At 65.6% G+C, this 14,235-nt stretch carries 13 protein-coding genes; 5 read left to right on the forward strand and 8 right to left on the reverse strand.

Going from position 1 to position 14,235, the window contains the following annotated elements; translation table 11 throughout:
* Positions 1-70: 70 nt before the first annotated feature.
* The 7 genes from ACN0X6_RS10750 to ACN0X6_RS10780 form a co-directional block, all read right to left on the reverse strand.
* Positions 71-949: an alpha/beta fold hydrolase gene (locus ACN0X6_RS10750; protein ID WP_417703809.1), complete on the reverse strand. Its 879-nt coding sequence runs from the start codon at positions 947-949 to the stop codon at positions 71-73.
* Positions 946-1,527 (reverse strand): TetR/AcrR family transcriptional regulator, encoded by a 582-nt coding sequence (locus ACN0X6_RS10755; RefSeq protein WP_417703811.1) that lies wholly within the window; start codon positions 1,525-1,527, stop codon positions 946-948. Before ACN0X6_RS10755 ends, ACN0X6_RS10750 begins: the two co-directional genes overlap by 4 nt.
* A gap of 105 nt (positions 1,528-1,632) precedes the next feature.
* Positions 1,633-2,187 carry an NADPH-dependent FMN reductase gene (locus ACN0X6_RS10760; RefSeq protein WP_143510118.1) on the reverse strand — a complete coding sequence of 185 codons (555 nt, stop codon included), beginning with the start codon at positions 2,185-2,187 and terminating at the stop codon, positions 1,633-1,635.
* Positions 2,188-2,242: 55 nt separating this feature from the next.
* Complete coding sequence (locus ACN0X6_RS10765; protein WP_417703813.1) at positions 2,243-2,413, reverse strand: hypothetical protein; 171 nt, start codon at positions 2,411-2,413, stop codon at positions 2,243-2,245.
* 92 nt (positions 2,414-2,505) lie between these two features.
* Positions 2,506-4,059, reverse strand: coding sequence for an acyl CoA:acetate/3-ketoacid CoA transferase (locus ACN0X6_RS10770; RefSeq protein ID WP_417703815.1), 1,554 nt, complete (start codon positions 4,057-4,059; stop codon positions 2,506-2,508).
* A 175-nt stretch (positions 4,060-4,234) separates the two neighbouring features.
* Entirely contained in the window at positions 4,235-5,620 is a 1,386-nt protein-coding gene (locus ACN0X6_RS10775) for a GntP family permease (RefSeq protein ID WP_417703817.1), read from the reverse strand.
* A 548-nt stretch (positions 5,621-6,168) separates the two neighbouring features.
* Positions 6,169-7,629, reverse strand: a complete 1,461-nt coding sequence (locus ACN0X6_RS10780; protein WP_417703819.1) for a sigma-54 interaction domain-containing protein — start codon at positions 7,627-7,629, stop codon at positions 6,169-6,171.
* Between the two features lie 299 nt (positions 7,630-7,928).
* Here ACN0X6_RS10780 and ACN0X6_RS10785 point away from each other — a divergent pair, with 299 nt between their 5' ends.
* From ACN0X6_RS10785 to ACN0X6_RS10800, 4 genes are all read left to right on the forward strand, one after another.
* Positions 7,929-8,930 carry a DctP family TRAP transporter solute-binding subunit gene (locus tag ACN0X6_RS10785; protein ID WP_072425006.1) on the forward strand — a complete coding sequence of 334 codons (1,002 nt, stop codon included), beginning with the start codon at positions 7,929-7,931 and terminating at the stop codon, positions 8,928-8,930.
* A gap of 163 nt (positions 8,931-9,093) precedes the next feature.
* On the forward strand, positions 9,094-9,570 hold the full coding sequence (locus tag ACN0X6_RS10790) for a TRAP transporter small permease (RefSeq protein WP_417703821.1): 477 nt from the start codon (positions 9,094-9,096) through the stop codon (positions 9,568-9,570).
* The gene (locus ACN0X6_RS10795; RefSeq protein WP_417703822.1) at positions 9,560-10,855 is read left to right on the forward strand and encodes a TRAP transporter large permease; all 1,296 of its coding nucleotides are present in this window, start codon (positions 9,560-9,562) and stop codon (positions 10,853-10,855) included. Before ACN0X6_RS10790 ends, ACN0X6_RS10795 begins: the two co-directional genes overlap by 11 nt.
* A 72-nt stretch (positions 10,856-10,927) precedes the next feature.
* The gene (locus ACN0X6_RS10800; protein ID WP_417703824.1) at positions 10,928-12,028 is read left to right on the forward strand and encodes a GGDEF domain-containing protein; all 1,101 of its coding nucleotides are present in this window, start codon (positions 10,928-10,930) and stop codon (positions 12,026-12,028) included.
* 7 nt (positions 12,029-12,035) lie between these two features.
* On the opposite strand, the gene ACN0X6_RS10805 is transcribed toward ACN0X6_RS10800, so the two are convergent.
* On the reverse strand, positions 12,036-12,404 hold the full coding sequence (locus tag ACN0X6_RS10805; protein WP_417703826.1) for a hypothetical protein: 369 nt from the start codon (positions 12,402-12,404) through the stop codon (positions 12,036-12,038).
* 196 nt (positions 12,405-12,600) lie between these two features.
* On the opposite strand from ACN0X6_RS10805, the gene ACN0X6_RS10810 reads away from it, so the two are divergent.
* Positions 12,601-14,232 carry an ATP-binding protein gene (locus ACN0X6_RS10810; protein ID WP_417703828.1) on the forward strand — a complete coding sequence of 544 codons (1,632 nt, stop codon included), beginning with the start codon at positions 12,601-12,603 and terminating at the stop codon, positions 14,230-14,232.
* The last annotated feature ends 3 nt before the right edge of the window (positions 14,233-14,235 follow it).

Below are 14,235 nucleotides of genomic sequence, written 5' to 3' on the forward strand. Positions count from 1 at the left end.
CCGTAGGGTGCGCCGCGCGCACCGAAGCCTGCGCCCGCCATGGCCGGCGCGCACAGCGCACCCTACGCGATCAGGCGGCCTGTCGCCCGGCGTTGATCTGCTCGAACCAGTCCAGGGTCTCGTCCCACAGACGCTGCGCCGCAGGGCGGAAATACCCCATATGACCGATAGCACCCAGGCCTTGCGCCTGTGAGTCGAGCGTGCGCGCCTGGTAGGGCGCATTCACATAGGCGGCCATGAAGGCGTCGCGCGAGACGGGAGGCGCCCACAGATCGTCCAGGGTATTGAGCGCCACAATCGGTGTGCTCACCTGGGCGAAGCGCTCGGCCAGCCCCGGCATCTGCGGGTCGTCGAAGAAGTAGCGCGGGAAGCGGCACCAGCGTTTCCACTGGCGGTACACGCCCAGCGGCAGATCCTCGCCCATGCCCAGTTTGCTCCAGGCCAGATAACCCTTGTAGCGCGTCATCAGCGGGCCGATCAGGCGCCACATGGCCAGCACGCGAACCTGCTCGGCCCTGGGCATCCAGCCGTGCCAGCCGGCGCCGGTGCCGAAAGTGTAGAAGCCGGCGACCTGATCATGATTGGGCAGCAGGCCAAAGGCGTGACCGCCGAACGAATGACCGATCATGAACAGCGGGCGCTCGGCGTGCCGGTGCTGATCCACCGCCGCGGCCAGGTCGAGATGGGCCCAGTCCAGATACTCCATCTCGAAACCGCGCAGGCTCTCTGGCCTCGATTGGCCGATGCCACGGTAGTCCAGGGTCATGGTGTTGAAACCACGGTTGGCGGCGTGTTCGGCAAAACGCCGATAGAAACCTTGCGGCACCCCGGTGGCGCCGGCGATCAGCAGCTGCGCCTGGGGTCGTTCGGCGTGATAGCGCGTGGCGGCCAACTGGTAGTCGTCGAGGGCGAGCAGGGGCAGGGTTTCGCTGCGGACGGATGTGTTCATGCTGGCGGGGACTCCGTGCGGTGCTGGCGGGTCAGGTGGAGCAGGGTGGCAACGGCCTGTTTCAGCGGCTCGCTGCTGCCGGCGACACGTGCTTGCAGCAGACCGCCTTCGTAGAGCGCGACGAACAGGGCGGCTAGCCCCGCTGGCTGTGGGTAACCATGGCGCTGCAGCTGCTGCTGCAGTGCCTGGCGAATGGCGACGAAGGCATTGGCCAGGGCTGTACGAATTTCGTGATCTTGCGGGCCGCTTTCCAGGGCGACGGTGGCCAGCGGGCAGCCGCGCTCGAAGGCGCTGTCCTGCAACTGGCCAAGCGCGCTCTGCAGCCAGATAGTCAACGCATCGAGCGGATCGGCCTGACGCTCGAAAAGCGTGGCGAACGCCTGCTCGGCGCGCTGGCCGATGCGTTCGATGGCGGCTACCGCCAGTTCGGTCTTGCCGTTCGGGAAGTGGTGATAAAGGCTGCCCTTGGGCGCATCGGCGGCGGCCAGCAGTTCGCTCAGGCCGACGCCATGCAGGCCTTTGCGCTGCAGGGCATCGATCATGGCGTCGATCAGTTTGTCACGAGTGGTCTTGGTCATGGCCTGGATTATGTAGACCGGTCGGTCTAGTTGCCAGTGTCATTCAAGCCGCAGATGAGGGTATATCGGCACAGTGGAGCGCCGCCCAGTGGGCGGCGCGAGGTATCAGGCCTGCTTGGCCACCCAGGCGGCATAGGCGTCGATGAACTTCTGCAGGAATGGCTTGATGCCGTCGCTGAGTACGCCGTTTTCGTCGAAGAAGTTGCCGGCGCCGCCGAGGTAGGCTTCCGGTTGCTGCAGCACATGCACGTCGAGGAACACCAGGCACTGGCGCAGGTGATGGTTGGCACCAAAGCCACCGACGGCACCTGGCGAGGCGCTGAGCACGGCGCCCGGTTTGCCGCTGAAGCCGCTCTGGCCATACGGGCGCGAGCCGACGTCGATGGCGTTCTTCATCGGCGCCGGGATCGAGCGGTTGTACTCGGGGGTGATGAACAGCACCGCATCGGCCGCCTTGAGCTTGCTGCGAAACGGCGCGTAGGAGGCCGGCGCGCTATCGCCGTCGGCGTCTTCGTTGTACAGCGGCAAGTCGCCGATCTCGAGGATTTCCAGGTTCAGCGAGGCCGGCGCCAGGTCGGCCAGCGCCAGGGCCAGCTTGCGGTTGATGGAGGCTTTGCGCAGGCTACCGACCAGCACGGCGACGTTGTAGGTCTTGCTCATGTGAACTCCAGAGGGTGTGGTGAGGAAGGAACAACCACTATAGACCCCGGAAGTTTCAGCAGGTGCAGGGCGCGCGCCTCATCAGCCGCAGAACGCCTCCAGCAGATTGTCCGGCCTCGCCGGCGGGATGGCTGGCCAGGCGAAACTGCACGGTGACATTCCAGATGCTGGGCAGCGCGCGCAGGCCACCACTGGCTATCCAGGGTTGGGCGAGATGTTCAGGCATGGGCGGGAGAGAGCACCTGAGCCGATCATCAGGGCGCTAAAAAAACGGGCCTGTTCAGGCCCGTGAGTCCACGCTCGAAAACAGTCCTTGCGCTAGTCCAGGCATCGCGCCAGGCCAATGGGCTCGGGCCTGAACAGCCGTGCATCCATCAGTTTCGGTTCACGCACGATGGGGGCGAAATCCATGCGTGCGAGGATGTCGCGCTGGATATCCACGCCCGGCGCCACTTCGATCAGTTCCAGCCCTTCGAGGCTCAGGCGCAGCACACAACGTTCGGTGACGTAGAGCACCGGTTGACCGCGCTCGGCGGCCAGGCGGCCGGCGAAGGTACGGTGCTCAACCTCGGCGACGAACTTGCGCAGCTCGCCGTCCTGGACGATACGCAACTGGCCATTTTCGATGCGGATGTCCTGTTTGCCAGCACTGAACGTACCGACGAACACCACCTGCTTGGCGTTCTGGCTGATGTTGATGAAACCGCCGGCACCGGCCAGGCGTGAGCCGAACCTGGACACGTTGAGGTTGCCCGCCGCGTCGGCCTGGGCCAGGCCGAGGAAGGCGATGTCCAGGCCGCCGCCATCGTAGAAATCGAACTGATAGGGCTGGTCGAGCAAGGCGCTGTGGTTGCTCGCTGCGCCGAAATCCAGACCGGAGGCTGGTACGCCGCCGATCACGCCGGGCTCGGCGGTCAGGGTCAGGCGCTCGATCACACCTTCTTCGGCAGCCACTGCAGCGACACCCTCGGGCATGCCGATGCCGAGGTTGACCACCGCACCGCTTTTCAGCTCCAGCGCGGCGCGGCGGGCGATCAGCTTACGCACGTCCAGCGGCATCGGGGTCAGGCTGTCCACCGGCACCCGGGTCTCGGCGGCGAAGGCGGGGTTGTAGGCGGTAGCGAAGGTCTGCTGGTGATTGGCCGGCTCGGCCACCACCACGCAATCCACCAGGATGCCGGGAATCTTCACCTGGCGTGGGTTGAGCGAGCCGCGCTCGACCACCCGCTCGACCTGGGCGATCACCAGGCCGCCGCTGTTGCGCGCGGCCATGGCGATGGCCAGGCTCTCGATGGTCAGCGCCTCGCGCTCGAAACTGAGGTTGCCGTCAGGGTCGGCACTGGTGGCGCGAACGATGCCGACGTTGATCGGGAAGGTCGGGTAGAACAGGTAGTCCTCGCCATCGATGGGCATCAGCCGCACCAGCTCGGCAGTGGTGCGCGCATTGAGCTTGCCGCCGCCATGACGCGGATCGACGTAGGTGCCCAGGCCAACGCGTGACAGCTGACCCGGCTTGCCGGCGGCGATGTCGCGAAACAGTTGGGAGATCACTCCCTGTGGCAGGTTGTAGGCCTCGATGCGGTTGTCCACCGCCAGCTTCTGCAACCCCGGCACCAGGCCCCAGTGGCCGCCGATCACCCGGCGTACCAGGCCCTCGTGGGCCAGGTGGTTGAGGCCGCGACCCTTGCCGTCGCCTTGCCCGGCGGCATACACCAGGGTCAGGTCACGCGGCGCCTGCTCAGCGAGAAAACGCTGCTCCAGGGCGATGGCGATCTGCTCGGCGAAACCGATGCCGACGAAGCCGCCGGTGGCCAGGTTGGCGTTGTCGGGGATGCGCGCCACGGCTTCGGCGGCGGTCATGATCTTGCTCATGGTGGGGACTCGAAAGCGATTGAACGAAACTCGGTACAGGGCGCTTCAAAGCGTAGCGAGCGAAGGTCAGACAAGGCGCGCTCAGGCGAGGATGCGCAGTGTACTGACGTACATGAGCAATCCGAGCCTGAGTGCAACGCCGTATGACCGAGCGCAGCAGCTTTGTAGTGTCCTGTCAGAAACTGCCGAACAGGGTGCCCAGGGTGATGACCACGGCCAGCGCCACCATCGGGAAGGCCACGGTGTTGACGAAGATGAACTTGTACGACTCGCGGTGGGTGAGCTTGCAGATCGCCAGCAGCGAGATCACCGCGCCGTTGTGCGGCAGGGTATCCATGCAGCCCGAGGCCATGGCGGCGACGCGGTGCAGCAGTTCGGGGCTGATGCCGGCGGCGTTGGCCATTTCCAGATACTGCGCACCGAGGGTCTTCAGCGCGATGGACATACCGCCGGAGGCGGAACCGGTGATGCCGGCGAGGATGTTCACCGCCACCGCTTCGGAGACCAGCGGGTTGCTGGAGACGCCCAGCACCAGATCACGGATGATCACGAAGCCGGCCAGGGATGCGATCACCGTGCCGTAACCCACCTCGGCGGCGGTGTTGAGGATCGGCAGCATGGAGCCGAAGGCACCGTCGTTGACGCTCTTCTTCAGGTCCATCCAGCGCTTCCAGTGCATGGCGATCAGCAGCACGATGGCGGCGCTGAGGGCGACGATGATCGACCAGATACCGATCAGCGACTTGGCATCCTGCAGGCCGCCGAATTCCGGCTTGGCCAGGTAGCTGGTGTCCACCGCCGGCAGAATCTGCTTGGCCATCAGGAAGTTGAGCCCGATGACCACGAAGATCGGCAGCAGCGCGAGCCAGAAGCCGGGAATGTCGCGGCGCTCTTCGACGACCGGGTCGTCGCGGTGCTCGCCGTAGCCTTCGCCCGCCGTCATCAGCTTGCGCGACTGCGCGGTGAGCCACCAGGTGCCGAGGCCGAACATGATCAGGCCGGCGATCACCCCCAGGCCCGGTGCGGCGAAGGCGTCGGTTCCGAAGAAAGGGTTGGGAATGGCGTTCTGGATCGCCGGAGTGCCGGGCAGCGCGGTCATGGTGAAGGTGAACGAGCCGAGGGCGATGGCACCGGGGATCAGGCGCTTGGGAATGCCCGCCTCGCGAAACAGCGCGGCGCCGATCGGGTACACGGCGAAGGCCACCACGAACAGCGACACGCCGCCGTAGGTGAGAATGCCGCACGCCAGCACGATGGCCAGAATCGCCCGCTCGCTGCCGACCTTGGCGACGATGCCGTGGGCGATGGCGCGCGCCGATCCCGAGTCGTCCATCAACTTGCCGAACAGGGCGCCGAGCAAAAACAGCGGGAAGAACTGGATCACGTAGCCGCCCATGGCCTTCATGAACACCTGGGTGTAGGTGGGCAGCAGCAGGGCGATGTCGCCGGCGAACAGCAACGCCAGCAGGGCCAGCAGCGGGGCGAGGATCAGGACGTTGATGCCGCGATAGGCGAGGTACATCAACAATGCGAGGGAAATCAGAATACCGAGGGTACCCATGGGTGGTTCCTTTTGTTGTTGTTCTAGCGGCTCGTGGCCGTTTTATCGGAAGGCGCGGATGCGGCAGCGTGCCTTTGCCGGATATAGAGCCAGAGTCGTGCCAGAGACGGGGCAGACTTTGGTCGATAGTGCTGAAAGGCTTGCAGGCAGGGTATTTCAGGCTTTCATGCCTCACTCGGAAAGCCTGGAGAGAGGCGTATAGGTGTCCATATTTTTGGATTTAGTCCGTAGATCTGGACTTTCAGGTTTGAATTTTGTCCAGATATTTGGATATTTAGAGTGTTTCGTAGGGTGGAAATCGCTGTTTATTTCCACCATTGAGCTCGGCGATATAGCCAATGGTGGATCGGTGAAGCGTGATCCACCCTACGCCCGAGCTGCAGCCCGGATGCAATCCGGGACTTTTGTGGGCGCCTGATCCCCGGATTTCATCCGGGCTACAAATTGCGGACGGCAACGGTTTCCGTAGGAGCGGCTTTAGCCGCGAAGCGATTTCCGATTCGGTGACAATCGCGGCTGAAGCCGCTCCTACGACCAGCGACCAGCGCTCAGCCCTTTCGCCCCAGCCCGTGCTGTGCCAGCTTGGCGTAGAACCCGGCGCGGGAAATCCCCAGGCGTTCGGCTGCCAATTGGCGATTGCCATCCGTTGCGGCCAGGGCCGCCAATAGTGCCTGGCGCTCGGCGTGCGCCAGTTGTTCGGCCAACGACTGCGCTGCACTCGTGATTGGCGGCGCAACGGGCGTCGGCGAGCTCGGCGCTACCGGGTCGACCAGCAAGCCACGCAAGGCTTCGCCATCCAGCCGCCCATCGACCGCCAGTTGCGCCCGCTCCAGCAGGTTGCGCAACTCACGCACGTTGCCGCGCCAGGGCTGCGCGCAGAGCAGGGCGAGGGCATCTTCCGTCAGCTCCATGGGCGCCAGGCCGGAGCGGTTGGCCAGGTCATCGAGCAGATGCTCGATCAGCGCGGGAATGTCGCTCGCGCGTTCGCGCAACGGCGGCACGCGCAGGGCCAGCACGTTGAGGCGGTAGTAGAGATCGTCACGGAACTGCCCGGCGGCCACCTTGGCCTCCAGGTCGATATGAGTGGCGGCGATCACCCGCACGTTCAGCGGCTTGACCTGATTGGAGCCGAGCGGCTCCACCTCCTGCTCCTGCAACACGCGCAGCAGCTTGGCCTGCAGCGGCAGCGGCAGGTCGCCGATCTCGTCGAGAAACAGCGTGCCGCCGTTGGCCACTTCGAACTTGCCGATGCGCGCCTTGCGGTCGGCGCCGGTAAAGGCGCCGGGTGCCGTGCCGAACAGTTCGGCCTCGACCAGGGTTTCCGGAATGGCCGCGACGTTGACCGCGACGAAGGGACCGTTGGCGCGCGGCGACAGGTTATGGATGCCCTGCGCCAGCAGCTCCTTGCCGGTACCGGTCTCGCCACGGATCAGCACCGTGGCATCGAGCTGGGCGGCGCGACGAGCCTGGCGCTTCACCTCACTGGCCGCCGCGCTGGCGCCGATGAACCCGGCGATGGTGTAGCGTGCGCGGCGCGCCTTGGCCAATTCGTGTTGGGTGGCGAGCAACTGCGTCTGCAGGTTGGCGTACTTGGCCATCAGCGGCTTGAGGTGACGGGCGCGGTCGAACAATACGAAGCCCAGCGCGCCGACCAGGGTGCCGTCCTCGTCGCGCAGCGGAATGCGGGTGACCACGAAGTGCTCGCTGCCGAAGGCCATCAGGTCGAGCATGCTCGGCTGGCCGCTTTCCACCACCTCGCGCAGGCGGCTGGCCGGCAGCACTTCCTCGATTTCCTTGCCCAGCGCCGTGCGCGCATCGGCGATGCCGACCTTCTGCGCGTACTTGTCGTTGATCCAGACGATGCGCGCCTGGCGGTTGACCGCGATGGTGCCCTCGCACTGCGCATCGAGGTGATCGAACAGCAGCGGCATGGCCACCGCGCGAAAGCGCTCGGGCGACACGCCGATGATCAGGCCGTGCTGGTCGAGGTCGTCGCGGGAAATGGCCATGGGCGAGGGTCCGGAAGTGAAATGTCGGTGATTATGGGCAGCGCCGATCAGGCCGGGCAACGTCAACAGTCATCGGACAATGGCATTCGCCGCGCGCTTCTGGAATAGTTGGGCGGCCGCGCGCAACCCGCCGGCACCTGCCGATCGCCCACAAGGCCTGCCCGGCAGCCGTGACACCTGCCGTGTCCCTTTCGCGTGCCGACCAGGCGCGCCAGGCGAGCCATCCGCCCGCCGCTGGATCCGCACCGCTTTGCCGGTGCCACAACGACAACGACCAAGATCCATACAAGGACGCCCCGATGAAACTCAAGCGACTCTTCTCCGCGCTCGCCGCCGGCGCTGCGCTGACCGCCCTGTGCGCCACCGCGCAAGCGCGTGAATACTCCGTTTCCACCGTGCTGTCGGACGCCTTCCCCTGGGGCCAGGCCGCGCAGAAGTGGGCCGATCTGGTCAACGAGCGCTCCGAGGGGCGCATCACCCTGCGCGTTTACCCCAATGCGCAACTGGTGGCCGGCGACCAGACCAAGGAATTCTCCGCCATGCGCTCCGGCCTGATCGACATGGCCGTGGGCTCGACCATCAACTGGTCGCCGCAGGTGCCGGAACTCAACCTGTTCTCCCTGCCGTTTTTGATGAAGAACGATGCCGACCTCGATGCCATCACCCAGGGTGAAGCCGGCAAACTGGCCTTCGCCGCCATCGAGCAGCGTGGCATCGTGCCGCTGGCCTGGGGCGAGAACGGCTTCCGCCAGCTGTCCAACTCGGCCAAGCCGGTGCGCAGCCCGGCTGACATGGCGGGTCTGAAGATTCGCGTGGTCGGCTCGCCGCTGTTCCAGGACACCTTCACCGCCCTCGGCGCCAACCCGACGCAGATGAGCTGGGCCGATGCCAAGCCGGCGCTGACCACCGGCGCGGTGGACGGCCAGGAAAACCCGCTGTCGGTATTCGACGTGGCGCGTGTCGACCAGGTTGGCCAGAAGTACCTGACCCTGTGGGACTACATGGCCGACCCGCTGGTGTTCGCCGTCAACCAGCGCGTATGGAAATCCCTGCCCGAGGAAGATCGCGAGCTGCTCAGCCAGGCCGCCATCGACGCCGGCAAGTGGGAGATCGAACTGTCGCGCGGTGCCCAGGCGCAGCGCCTGGTCGACGTGCGTGAGCGCGGCGTGGAAGTGATCGAACTGAGCGACGCCGAGCGCGCCGCCTTCGTCGAGGCCACCGCCAGCGTGCATGAGAAATGGGCACCGCGCATCGGCGATGCGCTGATGGACGCCGCGCGCAAGGCCGTGGCCCAGCCCTGATTCGTTTCATCTGACCGGAAGCCCAAGGGCTTCGGGGCGTGATGCTGCAAGTCTGTCGCGCGACACCGATCCGCTCCCCTCTACCATTTATGGGAGAGGGGCTGGGGGAGAGGGCTAGCGGTACTTCTGTAGAACAACGCCAAGTCGGTCATTCGAGGTTCTTATGAGCAAGCCAGTCGACGCGCCGCTGGAGCGCGTGCTCGCCACCCTGGCCCTGGTGATCATCAGTCTGATCAGCCTGGCCAACGTCGTGGTGCGTTATTTCACCGATGCATCCTTCGCCTTCACCGAGGAAATCTCGGTGTTCCTGTTGGTCATCCTTACCTTCGCCGGCGCCTCGGTGGCCATGCGCAGCAACCGGCACATTCGTATCGGCCTGCTGGAGCGCATGTTCCCGCGTCTGCGCACGCCGCTGATCCTGTTGCAGTGGCTGGCCGGCGCGCTGGTGCTGGGGCTGGTGTGCTGGTTCGGTGGCCAGTTCGCCTGGGAGGAATTCCAGTGGGATTCCGAGTCGCCCGGCCTCGGCCTGCCCAACTGGTGGTACGTGATCTGGCTGCCGATCCTGGCGCTGCTGGTGTTCGTACGCCTGAGCCAGATGACCGTCGATCGTCTGCGCGGGAGGATCAGCGATGAGCCCTGATCTCTGGCTGATCCTCAGTTTCGCCGTGCTGCTGGCACTCGGTGTACCGGTGGCGTTCGCCCTCGGCCTGTCCGGCGCCATCGGCATCATCGCCGGCCTGTCGCCGGACATGCTCGCCACCCTCGGCACCAACACCTACAACGGCGTGGCCAAGTACCCGCTGATCGCCATTCCGTTGTTCATCCTCACCGGCCTGGTGTTCGAGAAAGCCGGCGTGGCCCTGAGGTTGGTGCGCTTCGCCCAGGCGGTGATCGGCCCGCGTCATGGCGGCCTGGCCATGGTCGCGGTGCTGGTGTGCCTGATCATGGGCGGCATGAGCGGCTCCGGTCCGGCCGATGCCGCCGCCGTGGCCATGGTGATGCTGCCGAGCATGACCAAGGCGGGTTATCCGAGACCGTTCTCCGCCACGCTGATCGCCGCTTCGGCCTCGACGGCGATCCTGATTCCGCCGTCGATCGCGCTGATTCTCTACTCCATCGTGGTACCGGGCGTGGACCTGCGCGCGCTGTTCGCCGCCGGCCTGTTCCCCGGCATCCTGGCCGGCCTGGTGCTGCTGCTGCCGGCCTGGCTGCTGTCGCGCCGTTACGGCTGGGAGTCCCCGGAGCAGGGCGAGCGTCCGCCGCTGGGCGAGAGCTTCAAGCAGGCGCTGCCAGCGCTGTTCGCCCCGGTGCTGATCCTCGGTGGCCTGCGCAGCGGGCTGTTCACCCCCACTGAAGCCGCTGTGGTCGGCGTGACCTACGGCGTGCTGATCGGCCTGTTCGTCACCCGCGAGCTGGACTGGCGCAGCCTCTGGCGCCTGTGTGGCGAAGCCGGGGTGATCTCCGGTGTAGTCATGCTGATCATCGCCCTGGCCGGCATCTTCGCCTGGGCCGGCACCCTGCTCGGCACCTTCCGCCACCTGGCCGAATGGCTGATCTCGCTGTCGGATAACGGCTGGGTGCTGCTGGCGCTGGTGATGCTCGCCGTGCTGCTGGCCGGCATGCTGCTCGATGCCATCTCCATCTACCTGATCCTGATGCCGATCCTGATTCCGGTGATGCAGCACTTCGGCTGGAACCCGGTGTGGTTCGGCATCCTGCTGGCAATGAACATCGCCATCGGCCAGTTCACCCCACCGGTGGCGATCAACCTGATGGTCACGGCGGAGGTCGCCAAGATACGCCTGGAGCAGACCGTCGGCTGGGCCGCGCTGTTCGTCGTGGTGATGTCCAGTGCCCTGCTGCTGGTGGCGATCTTCCCGGAAATCGCCCTGTGGCTGCCGCGCATGCTGGGTTATGCGGTGTAAACGTCTATAGTTGCCTGATGGTGCGCAGCGGGGGGTTGCGCACCGCTGAGGGCGGCGGCGCTGGGCACCAAGATGAGTGACGGCAACTATAACGATCACAGGGATGTAGGCGCAGGGCACTGCGAAGGGCTGCGCGAGTCGGGCAAGCGCAAGCTGATGCGCACCATCCTGCTCGCCACCGGCCTGACCCTGGGCGGCTTTGCCGTGCTGCAGGCGCTGGCCGGCAACTATCCCTTCGCCATCCTCGAAGTGCTGTGCACCGCCTTGCTGCTGTTCGGCGCCTGGCGCATCGAAGGCGCCCGCCATCTGTACCTGTGGATCTACCTGTACCTGATCCCGACCTTCTGCTTCATCCTCTACATCATCGTCATGCCGGACGCCTCAGCGGCGGCGTTCGTCTGGCTGTACATGATCCCGCTGCTGGCCTACCTGCTGCTGGGCAAGCAGCGCGCCTTCCTGCTCACCGCGCCGTTCATGTTCGCCGGGCTTTTGCTGTACTTCGCCGACAACCACCTGACCCTGGACACCTTCGGCCTGATCGACCTGGGCAACGCCGCCCTGTGTGGCGTGCTGATCCTGGTGTTCGTGCACATCTACGACGGCTTGCGCATGCAGGCCCACGAGGAGTTGGAGCGCCTGGCGCAGACCGACTCGCTGACCGGCGTGGCCAGCCGCGGCAGCTTCCAGCACGCCCTGCAACGCAGCATTCAGGAGGCCGAACGCAGCAACGGGCATCTGGTGCTGGTGCTGCTCGACGTCGACCACTTCAAGCAGGTCAACGATCAGTGGGGGCACGAGGCGGGCGATATGGCGCTGCAGCACATCTGTCAGATCCTCCAGCAACGCCTGCGCGTGACCGACTTTCTCGGTCGCCTGGGCGGGGAGGAGTTCGGCCTGCTGCTACGCCATACCGACAGCGCCGGCGCCGACCCGCTGGTGGACAAGCTGCGCAAGCAGATCGCCGAACAGCCGCTTGAGTACGATGGTGAGCAGATCGCCTTGTCCGCCACCTTCGGCCTGGCTGCCTGGCCCGTTGACGGCCGCAGCGCCGCGGAGCTCTACCGCGCCGCTGATCGTCGCCTGTACAGCGGCAAGCAGCGCGGCCGCAATCAACTGGTCAGCGCCGACCTGCCGACCGAGCTGCTCCTGGACAAGTTCGACGTGCGGCTTTGAGTGCCGGCTAGCGTGCTGCGCTGTTGGAGGCGGCGGGCACGCAGGGCTGCTGGCCCATGCCCGCCAGGTTTTCGACGTCGTTCAGCACGTTATGGCCCTGATTGACCTTCTGCGCGTTCTCCGCCACTTCCATGCGTTTTGCATAGGTCGCCGAGTTGCCATTGAAGCTCTGCTGTGTCTCCAGCACGGTGTTGGCCATCTCCAGCAGGCTGCGCCCGGTAGCGATCAGGTTGCTGGTCGCGCTCGGTGCGCAGGGATCGTTGGCCAGCTGGGTGTTCTGCAGCCCCTGGGTTTGCGTGTTCTGCGCCAGACATCCGCTCAGCGAGGCCAGCGCGGCGACGCTCATGAGGACGCCCAGTGTTCCTTTGCTGTTCATCAAGCATTCCCTTTCATGACCGGGCCCCGACCCTGTGTCGAGGCGTTGCCCGGATTCTAGGAACGGGTGGGAGCGCGCGAAATAGTACGGGTGTACTAGTGTCGTTGTGCCTGCCAAACAGCTCCTTGCGCGGGCTGCAGGCTCCGGCCTAAGGTGCCGACACGACCACATGCGCTGTCATCAGCAGGGAAATGTCATGTACCGCAACGCCTTCACCGTTTACGACACCGAACGCGCCCAGGCCGGGGTGCGGATGATCTTCATGTCGGTCGCCGCCTGCTACATCGTGATCCTCTACCATCTCGCGCTGATCGATCCGGCGCTGGTATGGAAGGTCTTTCTCCTGGAGGGCGCCTTCAGCGTCGCCGCGACACTGATCTGGTTCGATATCCGGCGGCGTCCGGGCGACTATCGCGGGCGCCGGCTGATCACCCTGCTCACCGACTATGCCGGTATCACGGTGGCCCTGGCATCTGGTGGCGCGGCCATGCTGCCGGTCTATGCGATCCTCATCTGGGTCACCATCGGCTACGGCCTGCGCTACGGCTCCGGCTACCTGCTGCTGGCCACCCTGATGGCGCTGTTGTCGCTTGGCGTGGCCGCCAGCCTGTCGGCGTACTGGCAATCGCAGCCCTACCTGATCGTCACGCTGCTGCTCACCACCCTGATGGCGCCGGCCTACATGCACGTGCTGCTCAAGCGCTCGCGCCAGGCGGCAGAGGCCGAGCAGGCTGCCAACCGGGCCAAGTCGCAGTTTCTCGCCCAGGCCAGCCACGACCTGCGACAACCCATTCATTCCATCAGCCTGTTCACCGCCTGCCTGCGCGACAGCAGCCTGGGCACCGAACAGCTGCGCCTGGTGGAGAACATCGACAGATCACTGCATAGCGTCGCACGCCTGTTCCGCACGATTCTCGATATGTACTCGCTCGACAGCGGCAAGGTGGTGCCGCAGCCGGAATCGCTGGAGCTGCGCGGCCTGCTGCAGCAACTCATTCAGCAGAATGTCGAGGCGGCGCGCTGGGCCGGGGTCGAGATACGCCTGCACTGCCCGTCGCTGCATGTGCGTGCCGACCCGGTGCTGCTCACCACCATGCTGCAGAACCTGCTGTCCAATGCGCTGAAATACGCGCCAGGCAAGCCGCTGCTGATCGCCTGTCGTCGCCGGGGGGCAGGCGTTGCCATCGAGGTCTACGACAAGGGGCGCGGCATCGCCGCCGGCCATCTCGACAACGTCTTCGAGGAGTTCTACCGCGTGCGGCAGGAGCGAGACAGCGATGTCGAGGGGATGGGCCTGGGTCTGGCCATCGTCAGGCGCCTGGGAGCGCTGATGGACATGCGCGTGAGCATTCGCTCCGTGGAGGCACGCGGCACGCGGGTGGTGATCGCCGGCTTGCAGCGCGTCGAGGCGCCGCGCGAGCTGCCTTCGACAACGGGCGGCAGTCTGCAGGCGCCGCGCATGCTCGATGGCTTGCGCGTGTGCCTGATCGAGGATGACCAGAACGTGCTCATGGCCACCGCCACCTTGCTGCAGAAGTGGGGCTGCGAAGTCGCCACCTTCAGCACGCTGCCCGATGCCTCGGCGCATTTCGATCTGGTGGTGACCGACTTCGACCTGGGCACCGAGGCTTCGGGGGCCGACTGCATCCAGCACGTGCGGCGCAGCAGTGGGCGCAAGGTACCGGCGATCATCATGACCGGGCACGACGTGCGCCGTGTGCAGGAGCAGGTGGGCGACAGCGATATTCCGATCCTGGCGAAGCCGGTGCAGCCCGCCGAGCTGCGTTCGCTGCTGGTGGCCTTGAAACTCCAGCTCAGGGCTGCGTGATGA

Source organism: Pseudomonas sp. (genome assembly GCF_048269965.1).
In the GTDB taxonomy this organism is placed as follows: Bacteria; Pseudomonadota; Gammaproteobacteria; order Pseudomonadales; family Pseudomonadaceae; genus Aquipseudomonas.